Below are 19,696 nucleotides of genomic sequence, written 5' to 3' on the forward strand. Positions count from 1 at the left end.
GGCTATTTTATTATCTCATATTGTTGTTTTTTCATCGACAGGCCAGTACTATTTTCACGCGGCATGTGTGAGTGTAGTGTGACAAATTGAAGAAAGCTCCAAATCTTAAATTCATGGTTTCATCGGCGCTTTGTTTCGTTTATAATATAATTGTTTTAATATGGATATTGATCGGGGCAAAAACAAGGACATGTGTCCCGGGAACCGGAAAGGCGGCAATTTTATGTCCCGCATAAAAAGACTTTTACTGATTTTACTGGCATTGTTACCGGCTGTAGGTTGCGTATCATGCGCCGCTCCATCGCTTCCGTCCGCGCAAGGCACGGCTGCCACGGCAAGCGGCAGCGTAACCATTTCCTTCCCCTTTACAAGCCAGGATGGGGTGGCTACCAATCAATTTGCCGTATGGATCGAAAACGAGTCCGGTGAATATATCAAAACTTTATTTGTAACAAAATTTACTGCTGATATCGGGTATCTTGAACGAAAGGACGCTCTCCCCAACTGGGTGGCGCAATCCGGTATCGGGTATGACGGCCCGCGCGATATCGACGCCGTGACCGGCGCTACGCCGTCCTCCGGGGAACTATCCTACACATGGGATCTCACAGATGAAGACGGTAATCCTGTTCCTCAGGGCGTTTACCGGTATTTTGTGGAGGGTACGCTTCGCTGGGAAAGCCGCGTACTGTATACGGGAACGATCGAAGTCAATCAAAAAGCGGCTTCCTCAAAGGCAAAGCCGCAATATTTTGGTCACGGTTCAAAGGAATGCGATATGATCGGCAGCGTGCAGGCAGTCTATACCCCCTGACGGCGGTTGCTATTCCCGCAGAAGTCCCGCATACCATGCAAGGGAATCTGCCGAAAGCTTTTTCAATATTCTACCACTTCCATTGATGCTTGTAGTGTGCCTGATGTCGTAATGCCGGGCAGTGGTTGTAAGCGTATCTATCACAAGCTTATCATCAAGTCCCTTGTGCGCGCCCGCCATTGCCACCAGAAAAAAGCGGCCAAGTGCAAAAAACATCGCAAGACGTCCGAACTCTTCAAACGCATTATTCTTTTTCATAGAGATTGGAAAAGCGGCGTTAAACACAGTAGCCACAAGAAAATTTTCCAGAATAAATTCATTTTTTTCCATATATGGTGCATAATATTGCTCAAATATTTTTTGGTAATTTTGTATTTCCTCTTCAGGAGAGAGCTCATCGGAAATCATAAGCCCTTTTGATACCCTGTCTATAAATTCCAAAAATTCCATAGACGGCTGCTCTTTTTCTTCCTCAGATACGATTTGCACACTACTGATGATGCTGGACATCTGGAGCTGGATATCAAAACGCCGGGGCAGCTTTTTAAGCTCTTCCCGGAAGAAACCTTCGCCTGCCATCGCGCCATACTTCCTGACCAGGGCAAGAGCCCCTTCCTTCCCGCAATCGTCAAGCGCCTTCATAAACATCCCAAGAATCACGACGCGCTCCCACACCCTGTAATCCCTGTTTTGCAAAAGAGAGAGGATGAAAAAACGGATGTCCTCAAAGTAAAAAAGCGGCGTATCCACAATCTTTTCATTCTGCTTATCGATAATACTTGCAGGCGCATGGTACGTATCGTTTTCAAAAGGAATCCTCACAAAGCAGATTCCATCCTTTTTTGAAAGCGTTATCGCCGCCGCGGCCTCGCACGTAAGCGAAAGCCCACGGTAATACACCCCGTTAATAATATATTTGACACGGGGAAACGTCCTGCAGACGCTGCCCAGGGCTTCCGCTCCCAATTCCCTTTGAAGCCTGCATAACCTTTCCCCGTCAAGGAACGGGCAGTAGGAGTTTCCTTCTTCAAATACAATATCGGCATACTCGTTGACCGGATCCGCAACGTTTTTGGAGTTGTTTTTCCTGGTATACCGTTCGAGCAACCGTCTCGTATCCTCACAGACCGGCGCACGCAGGTATTTCTGATAGGTTCTTTTATCGATACTGATTTTCCAGGCGCTGGAGCAGCACGTATGCAGGCATTTCGATCCAATACATTCAAATTCTCCCAGAAAATCCGGCGCAATACAAATTACTTCTTTTTTCAAGCTTTGGGGCATCTGTATACCTCTCCAATATATTTTGATAAATTTTACAGCACAGAACAAATTGAAAACTGCAATATGATTCTTTATTTATATCGTTATTTCACCCCAAAATATTAGTCATCCAAAGAACAAAAAAAGTTCCTTCCATTTCCGGAAGGAACTTTTTACAGCAATTTATCAAAAGGTTGGTTACAAGCTATTGGTATAAACTGCGTACGCAAACGATTTTACATAACCTGCTTTCAGTTATATCGCTGTAAAATTCCCGTTACGGCTGCATCTGCTGTCCGCCGGTTACATTGATTGCCTGGCCTGTCATGTAGGAGGAATCCTCGCTTGCAAGGAAAATCATACAATTTGCAATGTCTTCGTAACTGCAGCCCCGTCCGAGCGGAACCTGCGCTTCGTATTTCTTGCGGACCTCTGCCTCCGTGATCCCTTGGTTTTTGGCATATTGCTTGTAGAGGCTGTTTACCCAAAGCGGGCTGTCCAGCATATTTCCCGGACAGATCGCGTTCACGCGGATATTTTCCGCCGCCAGCTCCAGCGCAAGGCTTTCCACCAGCCCGATCCCACCGAACTTTGACGACGCATAAGCGGAATTTTTGGCCGAGCCTTTTTTGCCTGACTTGCTGTTGATCTGCACGATCACGCCGCTTCCCTGCTTACGAAATGCGGGCACCACAGCCTTCGCCACATTGAAAAAACCGCACAGGTTCACGTCGATTACCTTTTTCCATGTGTCCGGGTTAAATTCCCCGATTGCACCGGAAATAACGATGCCCGCGTTTGACACCAGTACGTCGATCCTGCCATATTTTTCGATGGCTGCGGCTGCGAAGGCTTCGCAGTCCGCAAAATCCGTCACATCAAGTTTCATTGCGATTGCATCCGGCAGCATCCGCGCCGTTTCCTGCGCCCCTTCAAGGTTCATATCGCCTACTACGACCTGCGCGCCCTCTTCACCGCAACGCTGTGCCAGCGCCTGTCCAAGTCCCTGCGCCGCTCCCGTGATCGCGACCACCTTACCTTTTAGCTTCATACATCTTTCCATTCTTTTGCCCCCTTTACCTGTTTGTTTGAATTATTTATCTTCCGCTGCATAACGCCAGAATAGCCGCCGCAAAAATGCGGCGGCTCCCGGCAATCCATAAAGCAGAGGAAGCAAATTATTTGTAAACCGGTCCGTAAGCCTTGCATGCACGGTAATCCGCACCTTCAAGGTCTGACGTCCCGAACGCATCCCATGTGCTCGGCCTGAATATCCGCTTGCTGTCCACATTGTGCATATTCACCGGTATCCGCAGCATCGACGCCAGCGTAATCAGGTCTGCTCCAATGTGTCCGTAATTGATCGCCCCGTGGTTTGCCCCCCAGTGCGCCATTACGCTGTATACGTCACGGAATGCCCCTTCGCCGGTAAGGTTAGGCGCAAACCATGTGCACGGCCAGCCCGGATCCGTCCTGTCCCAGAGCGTCTTATTTACGTCTTCCGGCAACTCGCACGTGTATCCCTCGGCGATTTGCAGCACCGGTCCAAGCCCTGCCACAAGATTCATCCTGCACATCGTCACAGGCATCCCACCGCGCGTCCTGAACGTTGACGAGAATCCGCCTCCGCGGAAATATCCCACGTTTGCCGGCGTCCATACCGTCTCGTCAAGACACTTCTGCGCCTCGCCCTCACTGATTTCCCAGAAAGGCTTCATGGCCGGCTTTCCGTCCTTTTCCTGCGCGCCCGTTGCATCCAGCGTCGCTGCGCCTGAATTGATCAGGTGGATAATCCCGTTTTTCGCATAGCCCGTCAATTCCTTTCCCGTTACCCGTTTTACAGCCTCCGGGCTCCAGTATGTCCTTACGTCGCTGAAAATCGACGCCGTATTGCTCAGTAAATGTCCGAACAGCATCGACACCCCGTTCAGGCAGTCGTTTTCCGTAGCAACAATGTACGGATGCCGGATTCCGTTCCAGTCATAGCTCGAATTGAGCATTGCTTCCATAAAATCGCCATTGGGCATAAAGTCCGTCCACTGCCTCTGGCCCTGGAAACCCGCTGCAATCGCACAGTTTCCCATACCCTCTTCGTTAAACCCATTGTTCCGAAGGTATTCGCTGCCCTGCATCATGTCCCGCACGATCAGCGCCATTTTGACGACGTACTCCCATTCCGCATCCTTTTGCTCACGGCTGTGACCGTTTTCTCCATTATATATATCGTCGTTTTCCTTGCAGTTTTCCTTCACCCATTCAAGCGCACGTTTGAACTCTTCTTTGTCGTAAATACCGTTTTCCACCCGCCGGATGATTTCGCTCATGTCCTTGTATTCACAGCGCATCCCAAGGTATCTCTCAAAAAAGTCCGGGTTTACCATGCTCCCGGCGATTCCCATCGCCACATTCCCTACCGATAAATACGACTGCCCCTTCATTTCGCCCACTGCTACCGCTGCGCGTGCAAACTGCAGTATCTTTTCCTTCACATCGTCCGGTATCTCTGTGCAGTCTGCTTCCTGCACGTCCTTTCCATAAATCGAAAATGCCGGAAGTCCCTTTTGCGAATGCCCTGCCAGCACTGCCGCAAGGTACACCGCGCCCGGGCGCTCCGTTCCGTTGAACCCCCAGATCGCTTTTGGGATGTGCCTGTCCATATCCATCGTTTCGCTTCCATAGCACCAGCACGGCGTTACCGTCAGCGACGCGCATACGCCCTCGCGCGCAAATTTTTCCGCGCATGCCTGCGCCTCCGCAAACCCGCCGATTGTGGAATCCGCGATCACGCATTCCACCGGATTTCCAAATCTATCCTTTAAATTCGATGTGATCAGCTCCGCCGCCGCGCGCGCCATCCACATCGTCTGCTCTTCCAGGCTTTCCCTGATCCCTTTTTCCCGTCCGTCGATTGTTGGTCTTACCCCTATTTTTACCATTGCTTTGCTCTCCTTTGCACAAAATCGTGTGTTTGCCGCAAACCGCCTTCCGGTCCGCGTTTTAAAACCTTATCGCTTTGCACATTGCTCTGTGAGCAATCCGCAAAACCATAAATGCTTTGCGTTTGCCCGTAGTATTTATTTTTCAGGAATTATGAGTGCCAAATGATGTGTCTACTAAGAATTATAGTCTCGAGCTCCTGATAAAACTACGTCCTTACATTCGTAAACCTACGTCCTTATTTTCCTATTTAGTTTGAATGAGGGACGGGGATTGCGCCCCGTCCCTTATCCAAGTTGTTCTATGAATTAATCATAGACCAGATCAGCAATCTCAGGGCTGTCGATGTTGGATGCGTTATACCATTTTGCACCTGTGTCAACATCAGAAACTTTTTCGCCCTTCGCAGCTTTCACTGCGAGGTCAACCGCCTGATAGCCGATTTGGTAGGGGTCTTGTGTTACAGAACCCAGGAACCAACCGTTTTTAACAGCCGTTTTCTGTGTTTTGCCTGCGTCAAAGCCGGCAACTGTAAGATCTTTGTATTTTCCATTTTCCTTGTCGAGGTCTGCGCCGTCGTTCGTCGCATTCAGGAAGCCTGTTACGCTGCCTTCATTCGAGCAGAACACGCCGATCAGGTTCTCTTCGCCCAGAGCTGCGCTGCCGATATTTTTCAGGTCGGCTGCGTCTGTTGTGGGAGCGATGTGTACGGAAATGATGACCGCCGGATCCTTTGCCGATTTCGCAGCATACAGGTCGTGTCCTTCAACGGATACCTGATCCGGGAAGATTTCTTCTGCAGCAGCTTTGAATGTATCGATAAAGCCCTGCGTACGCTGTGTAACGGATGTGGACGTAGCGTCCTGAGAAAGAACCGCAACCCTTACAGGCTTATCTGCCGTAGCAGCTTTCACTTTTTCCATGAATGCAGCGTCTTTCATCATTTCTTCCGCCGCGATGCCTGCTGCAGCTGCATTATCCGTAGCCGCCGTTGCAGCTACCTGTCCTGCCGGTGCATCCGGAACGCCGGAGTCAAAACCGATGATCGGAATCCCTGCTGCCTGTGCATCTGCAAGCTGGGAAGTAACGGAATCTGTAGCAAGCGCTGCAAGGCAGATTGCCGACGGATTCTTGGAGAGAGCGCTGTTGAGCATGTCAACCTGCGCCTGGATATCGCTTTCACTCGGAGGTCCCTGGAAGTTGATTGTAACCCCAAGGTCCGTCGCAGCCGCTTCCGCGCCCTTCTTAACGACCTGCCAGAACTGATGCTGGAACCCTTTTGCCACGAGCTCTACCGTCATATCTCCGCCTGCCGCTTTGGATTCGGACGCCGCGGGAGAAGCTTCTGCCGATTCACTTGGAGCTGTGGACGCCTCAGTCGAAGCTGACGCCGACGGCGTTGTCCCTCCGCCTGCGCATGCCGTAACTACCAATACACATGCGAGAACCACTCCTAAAATTGCAACTAGTTTTTTCTTCATTTTTATTCCTCCTTAAAGAATAGTCGCTTATATTGCCAGCAGGCTTTCGCCTGACAAAGCACAATTTGATTGAACTGTTATGCTACCTTCACCTTGTTTGCAGATTTCTGGCGGTAGATGTCCATCAGCACCGCGAGAATAACCACTACGCCTACAAAGAACGTCTGCCACTGCGGCTGGAGCCCGATTGCCGTCAGCCCTGTTTTGAGGACCGCCATGATAAATACGCCGATCATGGTGCCGGACATTGAGCCTACGCCGCCGGAGAGCGATGTGCCGCCGATTACAACTGCCGCGATTCCCTGCAACTCGAGTCCGTTGCCGGTTCCGGGCAATACCGTCGTATAAGTAGCGCCATACATCAGTGCCGCAAAGCCGCAGAAAAGTCCGTTTACCACATACACGAGCGTCAGCCATTTTGCCGTCTTCACGCCGGATAACCGCGCCGCTTCTTCGTTGGAGCCGATTGCAAAGGTATATTTACCAAATTTTGTTTTATTGAGCAGGAACATCGCCAGCAGGAAAAAGCCAACGAGCCAGAAGATACCTGTCGGGAAACCCCCGCTTGTTTTCAGGAACACTGTTTTAAACCAGCCGTCCGCCTCTGCCGCTGTGGGCCAGCGCTGTGTCTGCACCGATGTGATGATCGAGCCAAGACCCTGGGAGATCATCATGGTGCCGAGCGTTGCGATAAATGCGGGCAGTTTCAGCTTTGCCACCAACACGCCGTTTAAAAGTCCGAACGCTACCGGGATCATGATCGTCAGGATCATGGCTGCGATGAACGGCCAGCCGCCTGTGTTGTACGCATATCCGCCGATGAGCGCGCCGCACATCATGATCGTACCGATCGAAAGGTCGATACCGCCTGTGATGATAACAAACGTTACGCCAAGAGCCAGAAATCCGACAAAGTACGCGGACTCAAGAATATTTGTAATAAACTGGACGCCGTCTACGTTATTTCCAATTACCCCGTATAAAAAGAAGAATGCGAATAATATAATCAGCGCGCCCAGCGCGAGCAGCTTTTGCAGCTCCAGTTTCTTTCCACTTTTTTGTTTGATTGCTTTTGCTTCATTACTCATTTTTCCCTACCCCTCACTTAACTTCTCAATGTGGCAAATTTCATAATGCCTTCCTGTGTCGCTTCCGCAATGTCGATCTCGCCGGTCATCTTTCCTTCACACATTACGATGATCCGGTCGCTCATACGCAGCAACTCCGGCATTTCGGATGAAATCATGATGATCGATTTCCCTTCGCCCGCCAGCTGGTTCATCAGCTTGTAAATCTCGCTTTTGGCTCCAACGTCAATGCCTCTTGTCGGTTCATCGAAAATCAGGATGTCGCAGTTCTTCACCAGCCACTTTGCGATAACCACCTTTTGCTGGTTTCCGCCGGACAGGTTCCTGACCAGCTGCTTAATCGACGGCGTTTTGATATTGATCTTATCCACATATTCGTTTGTGACTTTTGCGATCTTTCCTTCGTTGACAATCCCGCCGTTCACAAAGTTGTCCATGTCCGCCATGACCGTGTTGTCTGCAACGGAAAGCCCAATCGCAAGGCCGAATGCCTTTCTGTCTTCCGAGAGATAACCGATTCCATTCTCTACCGCGTCAAACGGAGCCATGATATTGACCTGTTTGCCGTTGATGAATATCTTTCCATCCGTCATCGGATCCGCTCCAAAGATAAGTCTGGCCGTTTCCGTACGTCCTGCGCCCATGAGACCGGCAAGTCCAAGTATTTCGCCTTTTTTGAGTTCAAAGGAAACATCGTGCACGTCCGGTGAAGAGAGGTGTTCTACCTTCAGCACAGTGGGCGCGCCCTCCGGAACCGAGCTCTTTGTTTTTGGTTCCTCATAAATCGTACGCCCTACCATCATGCTGATGATCTGGTCCATATCCGTGTCTGCGGTCCGCACCGTATCCACATATTGCCCGTCGCGCATAACCGTAATATCGTCGGTAATAATTTTCAGCTCTTCCATCCTGTGGGAGATATAAACAATCCCCACGCCTTTTGCTTTCAGGTCGTTCACAAACTTAAACAGTTCGTCGATTTCAGACGTTGTGAGCGCCGCTGTAGGCTCGTCCATAATCAGGATATCCGAGTTCAGGGAAATCGCCTTGGCGATCTCTACCATCTGCTGCTTCGCAACAGAAAGCCTGCTAACCGTCGTATTTGGATCGATATCCAGATTGAGGGATTCCAAAAGCGCCTTTGTTTGCCTGTTCACTTCCCTTTTATCGAGCACCAAACCCTTTTTGGGTTCGCGTCCGATAAAAATGTTGTCAGCCACCGTGAGGTGCGGCATCAGGTTCAGCTCCTGGTGGATCATGCTGATTCCATCCTCCAAAGCATCGCCCGGCGTTTTGTAATGAACCTCGCGGCCCTTTACGACAACCGTCCCGCTGTCCCTTTCATAAATTCCGGTAAGCACTTTCATAAGAGTCGACTTCCCAGCGCCATTTTCGCCGATAAGACCGTGCACTTCGCCTTTTTTCAGCTCGATCTGTGCATCGTCAAGCGCATGGACGCCCGGAAAGCTTTTCTGTATCTCTTTCATGCTTACAACAACTTCAGCCATTTTACTAACCACCCCTTTGCAGATAATTCAATTACAACTATTAACTGATGAAAATTTGGAAGAACCGATTTGGTATAGTTATAATATAGAGTGATCGGCGTCAAAAGATAATAAACAAAACCATACAAAACATTAACGATTCCATACACTTGTTTTCATAATTCATGATTTGTTACAAATTCTTCATAGTTTTGTTTGAAATCATTGCAAAATCAATTTGGTTAGCGTAATGATGGAAATTTCTGTTTTATTTGACAGTGTAACAATGTTATGTTACACTGATCCCAATAGAACATAACATTGTTGCGTTCGAAAGGAGTGAACTGACATTGAACCTGATCTCAAAAAAAGACCTGCTCGCAGTAACAGGCATCTCTTATGGCCAGTTATACCGCTGGAAGCGCCAGCGGCTGATTCCGGACGAATGGTTTTTGAAGCAGTCGTCCTATACGGGGCAGGAAACTTTCTTCCCTCGCGAACAAATGTTAAGCCGCATCCAATCCATATTGGAGCTGAAGGACCAGTATTCCATGGAGGAGCTTGCAAAAATACTCTCGCCGGAAACCTCGGATACCTCGGTCAGTATCGAGGAGCTTGGCACGATCGCCGAGCTTAAGGATTTTCTTCCCATGCTGCCTGCACTGTTTGGAAAGGAACGGTACGACTTTTCAGATATCGTAATCCTTTTGTGCGCCGCCCGGGCCGCAAAAAGCTCAGGGCTCTTAATGCCGCAGATAGAAGCCTTGCTGCGCGAGTGCATCCCCGCAGCGTCCAGGCAAAAAAAGCTGGATCGGATGTGCTGCATATTTTTTGCGGATGGAAATCCCCATATCGTATTTACGAAGGATACGGACGAGCTTGTCTTTGACAACGGCATCGAAAAAAAAGCCTGCGTTTCTATGAATGAAACTGCAAGCGAGCTGAAGCTTGATTATCAAAAAATTTTTACAGATTAACGGAGGATATTATAATGAATGACTTTTTTTTGAACGGAGTCGGTACGATGACCGGCGGCGTATTTGATGAAATAAAAATTGACGGAAGCGGAAAGTGCACGGGCGACCTCAAAGCCAGGCACATCAGCGTGGATGGTTCCTTTCAATGTATGGGCAGCGTGGAGACTGAATTTTTGGATTGCGACGGTGCGGCTGAGTTTGAATCGTATGTCAAAGCGACCAGGATTGATGTGGACGGCATGATGAAGGTGAAAAACGGCACACGGATCGAAGCGGAGGAAATTTTGTGCGATGGCCTTATTCGCATAGAAGGCGAGATTTCCGCCGACCGGATCAAGGCGCACGGCTGCATCAGCGCAAATGAGATCGTTGGCGATCATATCGTCATCAAGTCACATGTCAGCAAATTCCTGCGCCTGTTTACAAAGGACCTTTCCACAGTGCAGCTGATCGAAGCCACGACCATTGAACTGCGCGGCGTGACGGCAGGAACCGTAAACGGGCAGGACGTCCGTATCGGGCCATATTGCAGGATCGGGAACCTTGATTGCAACGGTACGCTTTACGTCGATCCCAAGGCGGAAGTGAAAAATATCACTGGAAACTATACTCAGGTATCGGAATGAGCACTGACAGCAAAACCAGGTCAAGGGAATATTTTGACAGGCAGGCGCGCGACTATGATAACTCCAGCGACGGAAAATTTGTCGCGCCCATGTACGCGGAGATGCTCGAACGGATTGCAGGGATCGCTCCCGCATCCCTGCTGGATGTTGGCTGTGGAACCGGGAACCTGCTGCTCCCGCTTGCGGATTCCGGAATTTCGCTTCATGGCGTAGACCTGAGCAAGGAGATGGTACTTGTTGCACGCGAACGCCTTGCCGGACGTGCGGAGGTTATCGTTGCAGACGCGCAAAGCCTGCCCTATCCGGACGAATGTATGGACCTTATTGTGTGCAATGCCTCCTTTCACCATTATCCCCGGCCCGGTGATGTGCTGCGCGAAATGAACCGGGTACTCAGGCATGACGGCAGGTTGCTGATTGGCGATCCCAACCCGCCCGCAGTGCTGCGCGGGCTGATGAATTTCTTTGTCCGTTTTTCGGAGGGCGGGGATTTTCGGTTTTATTCCCGCCGCCAATTCGGGCAAATGCTTTCAGGAAGCGGATTCGAGATGACGGACTGGCGCAAGCCAAGCTACAAGGTCTGCATACTGGAAGCAAAGAAAACAAATCCGCCGTGTTGTGCAGCTAAAAAATATCCGTTCAGTGATTGAATTATTTCTTTTAATATAGTAAGATTTGATTTGTGTCGCGTTTGCGCCACACAATTCGCAATTTTATTGGGGGGAATAAAAATGAGTACGGATAACGAGGCAAAAAAAGCAAATCCCGCTCCGCTGGGGTTGCTTGGTTTTGGGATGACGACGCTTCTTTTAAACCTGCACAACGCGGGTATCATTGGGCTGTCTGTCGTCATTGTGGCAATGGGTTTTGCCCTTGGAGGCGCAGCGCAGATCATCGCGGGCGTACTGGAGTTTAAAAACGGAAACACCTTCGGCGGAACGGCCTTTACCGCCTACGGTTTTTTCTGGTGGTCGCTGATTTTCATCTGGTGTAATCCGACAGGCGGCAGTATCGCTGCGGCGGACGGACAGTCCATGGGTTTCTACCTTCTTTTGTGGGGCGTATTCACGCTGTTTATGTTTATTGGTACTTTGAAGCACAACCGTTCCATGCAGGTCATTTTCCTGACACTGGCGCTATTATTTGCGGGCCTGTCTATCGCGGACTTTACAGGCATGGAAGTGATAAAAACAATCGCCGGGTACATCGGCATCGTATGTGGCGCAAGCGCAATCTATACCGCTATGGGCCAGGTGGTGAACACCGAACACGGCAGGCAGGTTATGCCGCTGTAAAAAATACGACTTTTTATAGCAATTTGTCGTATGTTTTTCATAAGTTGCTTTCAGTGAAATCGCCCTGGCGCCCGGGGAAGCTTTCCACCGGGTTGCTTTGTACAAATCAATATAAAACACAAAGCCGGTCTCCAAAAGGAAACCGGCTTTTCATTACGCGATCAACGATTCATTACTTGGAAGCAGCCTTCCATAAACCATGCAGATTACAATATTCATAGATCACAAAATCATCAGAATCAATTATAAAGTCAGCCACCGGTTTATCGCCCGGCTTTAAGAGATATCTCTGCATCCTGTTTGGCGTTTCCACAGCGATCCATTCAATATGGTGTTCTTCCAGCATTGGATGCTCTACGCTGCCAATTTGGACATGGAGTTTATCTCCGTTTTTCTCAAAATACGGTACGTGTTTTTCCTGTGCCGCGTCTACTGTATTCGCTTCCAGCTTCACCATCGGTTTGCCACAGCAATAAAGCTCTCCGCCTCCATCCTTAATGAGACCGACAATATTTCCGCATAATTCGCATCTGTAAAATATCGCTTTTTCTTTCATCACATTCACCCCTGAATTCTTCCATTAAAATTTTTTGTAATTGTTTTTGACGGCCTTTCCGCCGTATACTATTTTAATAAACCTTCCTTCTGGCCATAAACCCGATTTTCACAGATATCCCGAAAAAAAAACGGTATTTCCAGGAAATACCGTTTTTGGGATTTTACTTATTCCACATTCAATGTCAGCTCGAGCGCAACATCCGCTTTCTCCGCCGCTTCAATCAGCTCGTCGGTGAGTACCGTGCCCTTTTCGATCTTAAAGCTGCCGTCCTTGCTTTGCACATCCGCGCCTGCCTTGCGGCCAATCAGGAACTCACGCTGCTTTTTCTGGTAATCGGTGAGCTCTTCTGCTTTTTCTGGGGCGTCAGCCTGTGGTTTCTCCTGCTTTACTTCCTGCGTAAATGCTGGAATGGACGCTGCCCCCTCCTCACTGATAAATACCATATCATTTGCCATTGTCGCAATTTTATCGCCTTCAATCTCGCCGCCGTCCTTGAGGTCAAGCGAAATAATTTCTCCTGTTTTCTCGTCAAAATCATAGGACTCTATGGTTCCGATAATATTTCCGTTGCTGGATACGGCTGTCGTCCCCTCCATATAAAAGGCTTCCATCATTTCGCTTTCCGTATTACCCAATGCTTTGATGTTTTCTATCGTGGGAGTCGTCACAAAATTTTCACCCACTCCAAAGATATCCTCCACCTTTACAACCGAAAAGAAATACGATTTCCCTTCGCGCAATATCAGGTACTTTACCTTTTTTGTATTTGCATCTATCATGAAATCCGTTACGATTCCCTTCTGCATACCTTCCTTGATTCCCATAATCGGCAACCCGAGCAACTGTGTCGTTTTTTTCATGATCATATCCTCCTGATCTTATTTTTCATATCATTTTATTTAATGACCTTATTGGTTCCCTGCAGGATTTCCGCCTTGATTGCAGAGAAGTGGTCTTTTGATATCAGTTCTTTTTTCTCCAGCTTGCCGTCCTTGTAATAGTTCCTGTATACCTCGACGTCATAACCCTTATGTTCCTTTTGGATCAACTGTCGAGTCCCGGCGGGAATCTCGTCGGTTTCAATAATATCCGGATCGCCCGGATCGGTTTCCTTTAAAATATTATTGACGATTTCAATTTCGGTTCCATCGGGTAGCGGCTGGCCATAGAGGTTTACCCTTACGATCTTTCCGTCAAGCTCGGCGCTGATATAGATTGGATATTCGCTCGTGTTTTTGATGATCAGGTCTTTATCGTCCCAGTTGAGCGTCGCATCCAGGCCAATCGGCAGATATTCCGACGGAAAGCTGTGGTGCACACGCTCCACGATTTCCATATTCGCCCTGAGCGCCGCATTATAAAGCGTGCCGGACAACTGGCATATCCCGCCGCCAAGCTCATTTACCAGGCGTTTACCGTCTGCGATTGCCGCCGCCTCCTTAAAACCTTTTTCAGCCGTCCTCTGTCCTACCAGCTCATTAATGGAAAGCTGCTGATCCGGTTCCAGCTTAAGCCCGTTTACCGCCTCGCACATCAGACGTATATTTGTGTTCCTGTTCGCATTATCTGTAGCAATCGTCTCGCACGAGCCGATCAAAACCGTATTCTCTTTCAGATCCTCCTCAGACACCTTCGGATAAACGATCTCCCCCATTACCTGCAGCGCGTCAAAATTTTTGTTTTGGATACGCTCTGAAAGCTCGGCGATCACACTGGCTGTGTCCGCTGTAATTCCCTGTTTTGACGCGGTATAGGTAAAACGGCGCGTATCTTTATGAAACGTCGTGCTTGCATCCGTTGCCTGCACGCTGTTTTTCCCAATAAATTCCTCCACGCTGTTTCCAAGCGTTTGCTTGTCTGTCTCTATGCCTGAATAGTAACGTTTTCCGGCCTTTTGTTCCAGTGCGGTTTCATAATTTTGTACAAGTGATTTATCCGGATCTCTCTCTGCCTCAAACGCCTGATCTATTATCTCATGGATATTGGACTTGATCCCAAGCTCCTGGGCATTGAACGTTTTCTCTTTGTCATTGAATGTCAGCTTGATTTCAACGTCCTGCGCTTCCTGTTCAACGGTCTGGCATAATGTCGCTTCCGCCTGTTCCCGCGTCCAGCCGCTTACGTCCACATCATCGATCCAAACTCCCTGTCCAAAAACAGGCGCTTCCACAATATTCTTCATCCCCGCGCCTATTCCAAGCAATACCGTTGCGCCCGCAAAAATAAATACGACAAGAAGATTGATCGCAAGTTTGTGTTGTCCAGTATTCTTTTTTTCCTGATCCTTCCCCTTGTTTCCAGGGTACCGGTCGGAAGATTTCCTTCTCATTCCTTACTGTTCTCCAGTGTAAGCAGTACCAATTTCAGCTTCTGCTTCTCATCGCTGCTCCACTGATATTCCCCTAACATCATAAATACTTTCTCCAGAGCCTGTTGCTTTTGCTTTTCCTGAATCAATCCAAGAAGCTCCTTCATTTGTTCATTCTTTTTCTCTTCTTCTGTTGTTTCCGGTTCTTCCGGCTCCTGATGTTCCTCCACGAAAACCGCCTCCCGCGTTTCCGGTTCCATGGCATCTTCTACCTGATATTCCAGTTCTTCTTCATGCTCTATTTCAAGTTCCACTGGCTCCAAGACCTCTTCCTGTACCGTTTCACCTGCGTTTTCTGCCTTCTCATCCACTGGTACGTCCACAGGTTCTTTCCAATCGGCAAAATATGGTTCTTCCTCTTTCGCCGGCGCAACCTCAATTTCCTCTTCCATTACCGGATGTGTTTCCGCAGTATCCGCCAACGCTTCATCCGGTTCACTATTTGCCAGTACCTCGCCCACCGTCCTGCCGGCAAGCTCTTCCATCATCTGCGTATCAACATCCAGCCGGCGGCGGGAAGGCCGTTCCCCTTTTGGCTTTCTTTCCGCCTGCACTAACTGGCGTTTGTTTTCAGCTTCCTGCATACGCAGCCGTTGCTTCTCTTCGCGCAATTCCCTTCGCTCCGGAGCTGCGGCAGCATATTCCCTTGCCTTCTTCCTTGCAAAGAAAATCGCAAAGTATAATACAATCAGAAACAAAACCGTAAACGTCCCGGCCAAAATCAGCTGCCCGATATCGTCAAAGGAAAGCATATAATGATAAAACAACGCTGCCGCAACAGCAGCAAGCGCAACGATCAGAATTCCGCCCAAACGATAAGCCGGACTCTTTCGGTTGATCACCAAGACCACTATGATTCCTATTACAGCCAGACCGATTATATACTGCATCCGGTATCATTCCCTGTTCTTAATTCGGCATTTTGGAAACCATGCGTGACAGCCGCGTCAAAACAATTCCAAGCGCCGTTTATCTTGTAATAAAAAATATTCATGCGTATTTTTTTTATCATTATCCAGATTGAAAATCAAACTATTATTCATGAAAAAATGCCTTTATGTTCACATTTTTTGGCATTTTCAATAATATATACAGCGGTTACTGCCTTTTTTAAAAACAATACTGTTTCAGTCTTGTTTTTAAAAAACCCCTGTTTTATCAACAGGGGCAATCAAATATCCACGTTTTCGCGAACCGCTTATCTTTTATCCTTTTTCTTCGAAAAATAGGAAATATATTCCAGCTTTGGAGCATCCGGGAACAAGAATTCATGCAGGTCCATAAAGTAGTCATCCGTCATGCTGGCGATATAGTCCACCACTACCTGATTCGGCTCCTCCTTAAGATAAGCTTCCTTCAGTCCGGCCGCCCGCGCAAAGCCACGGTATACATGGTTGATGTGATGCCGGAAAATGGGCGTTCGTTCGTCGCCGGCTTCAAAATCCTGCAGGAGCTTTTCATACACCCGTTCGAACATTTTTTTGATCGTTGGATACGGTTCGTTTTTGTCCTGCGGCTCGTATATCCGCTGGAAATTCACCTGCTTTTCATAAGCGAGCGCCTGGGCGTATTCCGCGTCCAGCTTGATATATGGTTTTGCGTAGCTGTTTGACACCACGTTTGTAATCAGGTTGTTGATAAACTCCGAATTGGTTGAACCAAGCACATTATTCTCAGAAAACGGCTGCACACCGCCGATCTTGAGCGTTTCCGCGTCCAGCCTGTCCTTTCCAAGGTAAGCAATAACGTCGGAAAGACGTACCACGCATCCTTCCAGTGTGGAAGGAACGAGCCTTCCAACCATGCTCTCGTCGGTATAGCATTCCTCCATCAGGTCGTCAAATTTGCCAAAAGCTTCCTCCGGCTTATCGGTGCCATATGTGTGCGGGCGGTATTCCCCGCTGACCTTTTCCCCGTTATGGCACAGTATGCCGTCCAGCACCTGCAGGCTGATGTTGAGCGACAACACCTTGTCCAGTATGCGCGCGCTGTGCACATTGTGATTAAAATAGCGGCCCGTATGCGCATAATAAAGCGCGGACAGAAACCGTTCTCCGGCATGCCCAAAGGGCGTATGCCCCAAATCGTGCCCCAGAGCGATTGCTTCAATCAGGTCAAGATTCAAATTCAGCATCCTGCCAATATTGCGCGCAATGCGCGACACAAGTTGAACATGCAAAATACGCCGCGTGATGTCGTCGTTTTTGTACAAAGAAAACACCTGCGTTTTGTCTGCATACCGGTTAAAATACCGGCAATACAAAATCCTCTCGCTGTCCTTGGAGAAATTAGGCCGCTGTATACGGAATTTTTCTTCCTCCCTGCGCATCGAGCTTTCATCACGTGTTGCATAGGCGCACATTTCATTTTGCTTACGTTCCAGATCCGCGCTTACCGCTGCCTGTACCTGCGGATCGAGTTCAATGTATTTCTTTTTCATGCTCATTCATCCTTTACAGCCTTATTATACCATAAAATCAAAAAAATCCAGTATTTTCGCGTAGCGGCCATTATCATTAAAAATATTGATCGGCTGACGGGCAAGGTTTGACCGGCCCGGCAAGAGTGTATTATTATAGTGATGAAAATCAATGGAGGATAAACATGATGAAAAAAAGCTTTCTTGGAATATTAGCGGTCACTGTAAGCTCGCTGTTTTTATTTGCGGGTTGCGCGCCCGCACCGGCTTCGGAATCGCCCGTACCCACTGAGGATCTTATTCTTGCAATTACCGGAGAGGTAACGGAGATCGTTCCTTCCGACGATGTAACGCAGATCACGGTGGATGCAGGAAAAGACGGCAGCAGCCAGTCAAATTATTCGCTCATGATACTGAATGTCGACAAAAACGTGCCCGTTACGCTGGACGGCCAGACTGAAAACTTTAAAGAGGGCGCTATTTCAGTCGGCGACGCGATTGAGGTATACCTCTCCCCCACCACTCCTGTGACCGCTTCCGAGCCGCCGCAGGCCACTCCCGTTTCTATCGTTATCGTTGCACAGTCCGGCGGAACGCTGCTTGAAGGCTCAACCGGACAAACGAGCGTTACCGGTGAGATTACGGAAATCACCAAAGATAAGGACTACTATCTGGTATACGTGCAAAACGAGCCGGATGGCGAGCCAGTCAACGATTTGCGTGCAGTCGTTTCTTCCGATACAAAAATCACTTCGGAAGACACTGGAAGTAACATGGCTGTGGCGGATTTAGCGGTCGGCCAAAAGGTAACGGTTTCTACGGACGGACGTATGACTTTCTCAATTCCCCCGCAGGCTAACGCACAGACAATCCTTGTGCATGACGCGCAGGCAAAATAAAAAACCAATAAAAAAGCTCCTGTTTGATCGGGAGCTTTTTGTTTTGATTCAAATAAATCATCCGTTCGTCCTGTTTGGATTCCTTTCGCGAATCGCGCAGATTTCATCTTCCACAAGCATAAACGTTTCTGTGAGTACAGGTGAAAAAGCATGATATTCGCCTTCTTTGATTTTACGCATCGCCGTCTCATGAGAACAATTTTTTGTCATTGTAAGATAATCGTATTTGTGGGCAATCGCTACTGCCTGCGCGCATATTGGAATATCATCGCCGGATAAATTATCCGGGAAACCGGAACCGTCCCACTTCTCGTGGTGATACCTGCAGATATTATAGCAATATTTGACATACGTTTTATTTTCAATACTGCCAAGCGGCTCTATGAGTTTGCATCCTTTGATCGTATGCTGCTGCCAGATCAGCGTATCCTCAGGAGATAATCCGCCCGTCTTATTCGCAATCGATTCCGGGATCAGCAACTCCCCGATATCATGCAGGATCGACGCGATGGAAATCGTATCGATCACCTGCGGCGTCAATCCATACTTATCGTCGTAATACTCGTAGAGATATTTCAGCAACTCTTTGGTATAAAGCCTCACACGCTGCATATGTTCTTTTGTTTCCGGCGTTTTCGTTTCCAGTACGGAAGTCAGTACCGCCACAATAATTTCATTGATATTGGACAGCGTCTCTGATTTTTCTTCCAGTACGTTTTCAAGATCATTTTGGTACCGGAATAACGCAATCATATTTTTGACGCGACGCAAAACGACCTCGGGTACAAAAGGCTTCCTGATAAAATCAACCGCGCCCATCGAAAGGCCTTTTTCTTCCGCTTCTGCAGAATCCTCAGCGGTAATCATGATTACAGGCACATTTTGAATCATGTTGTTAAAGCCCATATATTGCAGCACGTCGTAACCGTCCATATCGGGCATCACAACATCCAGTAAAACCAGCGCAAATTCATTTTCGTTCTCTTCCAAAAGCCTTACGGCTTCTTTGCCTCCCGCCGCACATACCGTGTCATACTCAGGCTTTAACAGTTCCTCAAGCACAGCCCGGTTGAGCTCGACATCGTCGACAATTAATAATTTTTCTTTCATAGGCCGCCCCCGCTTTACTTTACTTCCGCTTCGATTGCCTGTGCCACGTTTCCATAACGGCGGTAAACCTCGTTCAGTTCGTAATCCGTTTCGCCTGCCCTGATTTTCTTGCAAATCACATCGCAGGCTTCGGCAAGTTCTTTGATTCCAAGCGTTGCGCTCACACCTTTAAGCGTATGCACCGCGCGAAATACCGTATCCGTATCCACTTGTCCGGACTTTCCCAGAATATGGATATTGTCATCCTGTAGGAATTTAATCAAAAACTTTTCATACAGAGCTTCATTCCCGCTCATGCGTTTCAGACCGTCGTCATAATCGATTCCCGCTGCAATTAACTTTTCCCGATTCATTCGTGAACCTCCTCACCCTG

At 48.5% G+C, this 19,696-nt stretch carries 19 protein-coding genes; 6 read left to right on the forward strand and 13 right to left on the reverse strand.

Annotation, left to right across the window (positions count from 1 at the left end; translation table 11 throughout):
* Nucleotides 1–160 precede the first annotated feature (160 nt).
* Nucleotides 161–814 (forward strand): DUF2271 domain-containing protein, encoded by a 654-nt coding sequence (locus CHK_RS12720; RefSeq protein ID WP_082103554.1) that lies wholly within the window; start codon nucleotides 161–163, stop codon nucleotides 812–814.
* A gap of 9 nt (nucleotides 815–823) precedes the next feature.
* On the opposite strand, the gene fliB is transcribed toward CHK_RS12720, so the two are convergent.
* The 6 genes from fliB to CHK_RS12750 all read right to left on the reverse strand — a co-directional run bounded on the left by fliB (nucleotide 824) and on the right by CHK_RS12750 (nucleotide 9,091).
* Nucleotides 824–2,098: a flagellin lysine-N-methylase gene (fliB, locus tag CHK_RS12725; protein ID WP_046444457.1), complete on the reverse strand. Its 1,275-nt coding sequence runs from the start codon at nucleotides 2,096–2,098 to the stop codon at nucleotides 824–826.
* 256 nt (nucleotides 2,099–2,354) lie between these two features.
* Nucleotides 2,355–3,140, reverse strand: a complete 786-nt coding sequence (locus tag CHK_RS12730; RefSeq protein WP_052740585.1) for an SDR family oxidoreductase — start codon at nucleotides 3,138–3,140, stop codon at nucleotides 2,355–2,357.
* Nucleotides 3,141–3,255: 115 nt separating this feature from the next.
* Nucleotides 3,256–5,013 (reverse strand): L-fucose isomerase, encoded by a 1,758-nt coding sequence (locus CHK_RS12735; RefSeq protein ID WP_046444458.1) that lies wholly within the window; start codon nucleotides 5,011–5,013, stop codon nucleotides 3,256–3,258.
* 309 nt (nucleotides 5,014–5,322) lie between these two features.
* Nucleotides 5,323–6,495 (reverse strand): substrate-binding domain-containing protein, encoded by a 1,173-nt coding sequence (locus CHK_RS12740; RefSeq protein ID WP_046444459.1) that lies wholly within the window; start codon nucleotides 6,493–6,495, stop codon nucleotides 5,323–5,325.
* Between the two features lie 77 nt (nucleotides 6,496–6,572).
* Complete coding sequence (locus tag CHK_RS12745; protein WP_046444460.1) at nucleotides 6,573–7,583, reverse strand: ABC transporter permease; 1,011 nt, start codon at nucleotides 7,581–7,583, stop codon at nucleotides 6,573–6,575.
* A gap of 17 nt (nucleotides 7,584–7,600) precedes the next feature.
* Nucleotides 7,601–9,091 (reverse strand): sugar ABC transporter ATP-binding protein, encoded by a 1,491-nt coding sequence (locus CHK_RS12750; RefSeq protein ID WP_046444461.1) that lies wholly within the window; start codon nucleotides 9,089–9,091, stop codon nucleotides 7,601–7,603.
* 329 nt (nucleotides 9,092–9,420) lie between these two features.
* Here CHK_RS12750 and CHK_RS15850 point away from each other — a divergent pair, with 329 nt between their 5' ends.
* From CHK_RS15850 to CHK_RS12770, 4 genes are all read left to right on the forward strand, one after another.
* Nucleotides 9,421–10,047, forward strand: coding sequence for a DUF4004 family protein (locus tag CHK_RS15850; RefSeq protein ID WP_052740586.1), 627 nt, complete (start codon nucleotides 9,421–9,423; stop codon nucleotides 10,045–10,047).
* A 14-nt stretch (nucleotides 10,048–10,061) separates the two neighbouring features.
* On the forward strand, nucleotides 10,062–10,673 hold the full coding sequence (locus CHK_RS12760) for a hypothetical protein (RefSeq protein ID WP_046444462.1): 612 nt from the start codon (nucleotides 10,062–10,064) through the stop codon (nucleotides 10,671–10,673).
* A complete protein-coding gene (locus CHK_RS12765; RefSeq protein WP_046444463.1) occupies nucleotides 10,670–11,323 on the forward strand; it encodes a class I SAM-dependent methyltransferase in 654 nt (217 codons plus the stop codon). The genes CHK_RS12760 and CHK_RS12765 overlap by 4 nt, the downstream gene beginning before the upstream one ends.
* A gap of 81 nt (nucleotides 11,324–11,404) precedes the next feature.
* Complete coding sequence (locus tag CHK_RS12770) at nucleotides 11,405–11,968, forward strand: acetate uptake transporter (RefSeq protein WP_046444464.1); 564 nt, start codon at nucleotides 11,405–11,407, stop codon at nucleotides 11,966–11,968.
* 172 nt (nucleotides 11,969–12,140) lie between these two features.
* Here CHK_RS12770 and CHK_RS12775 read toward each other — a convergent pair whose 3' ends face one another.
* From CHK_RS12775 to CHK_RS12795, 5 genes are all read right to left on the reverse strand, one after another.
* Nucleotides 12,141–12,524 (reverse strand): desulfoferrodoxin, encoded by a 384-nt coding sequence (locus CHK_RS12775; RefSeq protein ID WP_046444465.1) that lies wholly within the window; start codon nucleotides 12,522–12,524, stop codon nucleotides 12,141–12,143.
* A 167-nt stretch (nucleotides 12,525–12,691) separates the two neighbouring features.
* Nucleotides 12,692–13,387, reverse strand: a complete 696-nt coding sequence (locus tag CHK_RS12780; protein WP_046444466.1) for a PRC-barrel domain-containing protein — start codon at nucleotides 13,385–13,387, stop codon at nucleotides 12,692–12,694.
* A gap of 35 nt (nucleotides 13,388–13,422) precedes the next feature.
* A complete protein-coding gene (locus CHK_RS12785) occupies nucleotides 13,423–14,856 on the reverse strand; it encodes a VanW family protein (protein ID WP_046444467.1) in 1,434 nt (477 codons plus the stop codon).
* Entirely contained in the window at nucleotides 14,853–15,785 is a 933-nt protein-coding gene (locus tag CHK_RS12790; protein WP_046444468.1) for a hypothetical protein, read from the reverse strand. The genes CHK_RS12785 and CHK_RS12790 overlap by 4 nt, the downstream gene beginning before the upstream one ends.
* 308 nt (nucleotides 15,786–16,093) lie before the next feature.
* Nucleotides 16,094–17,335, reverse strand: a complete 1,242-nt coding sequence (locus CHK_RS12795; RefSeq protein ID WP_046444469.1) for a deoxyguanosinetriphosphate triphosphohydrolase family protein — start codon at nucleotides 17,333–17,335, stop codon at nucleotides 16,094–16,096.
* A 164-nt stretch (nucleotides 17,336–17,499) separates the two neighbouring features.
* Between CHK_RS12795 and CHK_RS12800 the strand changes: the two genes are divergently transcribed.
* On the forward strand, nucleotides 17,500–18,213 hold the full coding sequence (locus CHK_RS12800; protein WP_046444470.1) for a hypothetical protein: 714 nt from the start codon (nucleotides 17,500–17,502) through the stop codon (nucleotides 18,211–18,213).
* 57 nt (nucleotides 18,214–18,270) lie between these two features.
* Here the strand turns inward: CHK_RS12800 and CHK_RS12805 are convergent, their stop codons facing one another.
* Complete coding sequence (locus CHK_RS12805; protein ID WP_046444471.1) at nucleotides 18,271–19,323, reverse strand: response regulator; 1,053 nt, start codon at nucleotides 19,321–19,323, stop codon at nucleotides 18,271–18,273.
* A 14-nt stretch (nucleotides 19,324–19,337) separates the two neighbouring features.
* Nucleotides 19,338–19,676, reverse strand: coding sequence for an Hpt domain-containing protein (locus CHK_RS12810; RefSeq protein ID WP_052740587.1), 339 nt, complete (start codon nucleotides 19,674–19,676; stop codon nucleotides 19,338–19,340).
* Between the last annotated feature and the right edge of the window lie 20 nt (nucleotides 19,677–19,696).

The sequence above is a fragment of the Christensenella hongkongensis genome (assembly GCF_000981035.1).
In the GTDB taxonomy this organism is placed as follows: domain Bacteria; phylum Bacillota; class Clostridia; order Christensenellales; family Christensenellaceae; genus Christensenella; species Christensenella hongkongensis.

Bases quoted from the DNA above. Each gene is read 5' to 3' on its own strand.
- CHK_RS12720 (WP_082103554.1), top strand. From the start codon at position 161: ATGGATATTGATCGGGGCAAAAACAAGGACATGTGTCCCGGGAACCGG.
- fliB (WP_046444457.1), bottom strand. From the start codon at position 2,098: ATGCCCCAAAGCTTGAAAAAAGAAGTAATTTGTATTGCGCCGGATTTT.
- CHK_RS12730 (WP_052740585.1), bottom strand. From the start codon at position 3,140: ATGGAAAGATGTATGAAGCTAAAAGGTAAGGTGGTCGCGATCACGGGA.
- CHK_RS12735 (WP_046444458.1), bottom strand. From the start codon at position 5,013: ATGGTAAAAATAGGGGTAAGACCAACAATCGACGGACGGGAAAAAGGG.
- CHK_RS12740 (WP_046444459.1), bottom strand. From the start codon at position 6,495: ATGAAGAAAAAACTAGTTGCAATTTTAGGAGTGGTTCTCGCATGTGTA.
- CHK_RS12745 (WP_046444460.1), bottom strand. From the start codon at position 7,583: ATGAGTAATGAAGCAAAAGCAATCAAACAAAAAAGTGGAAAGAAACTG.
- CHK_RS12750 (WP_046444461.1), bottom strand. From the start codon at position 9,091: ATGGCTGAAGTTGTTGTAAGCATGAAAGAGATACAGAAAAGCTTTCCG.
- CHK_RS12760 (WP_046444462.1), top strand. From the start codon at position 10,062: ATGAATGACTTTTTTTTGAACGGAGTCGGTACGATGACCGGCGGCGTA.
- CHK_RS12765 (WP_046444463.1), top strand. From the start codon at position 10,670: ATGAGCACTGACAGCAAAACCAGGTCAAGGGAATATTTTGACAGGCAG.
- CHK_RS12770 (WP_046444464.1), top strand. From the start codon at position 11,405: ATGAGTACGGATAACGAGGCAAAAAAAGCAAATCCCGCTCCGCTGGGG.
- CHK_RS12775 (WP_046444465.1), bottom strand. From the start codon at position 12,524: ATGAAAGAAAAAGCGATATTTTACAGATGCGAATTATGCGGAAATATT.
- CHK_RS12780 (WP_046444466.1), bottom strand. From the start codon at position 13,387: ATGAAAAAAACGACACAGTTGCTCGGGTTGCCGATTATGGGAATCAAG.
- CHK_RS12785 (WP_046444467.1), bottom strand. From the start codon at position 14,856: ATGAGAAGGAAATCTTCCGACCGGTACCCTGGAAACAAGGGGAAGGAT.
- CHK_RS12790 (WP_046444468.1), bottom strand. From the start codon at position 15,785: ATGCAGTATATAATCGGTCTGGCTGTAATAGGAATCATAGTGGTCTTG.
- CHK_RS12795 (WP_046444469.1), bottom strand. From the start codon at position 17,335: ATGAAAAAGAAATACATTGAACTCGATCCGCAGGTACAGGCAGCGGTA.
- CHK_RS12800 (WP_046444470.1), top strand. From the start codon at position 17,500: ATGATGAAAAAAAGCTTTCTTGGAATATTAGCGGTCACTGTAAGCTCG.
- CHK_RS12805 (WP_046444471.1), bottom strand. From the start codon at position 19,323: ATGAAAGAAAAATTATTAATTGTCGACGATGTCGAGCTCAACCGGGCT.
- CHK_RS12810 (WP_052740587.1), bottom strand. From the start codon at position 19,676: ATGAATCGGGAAAAGTTAATTGCAGCGGGAATCGATTATGACGACGGT.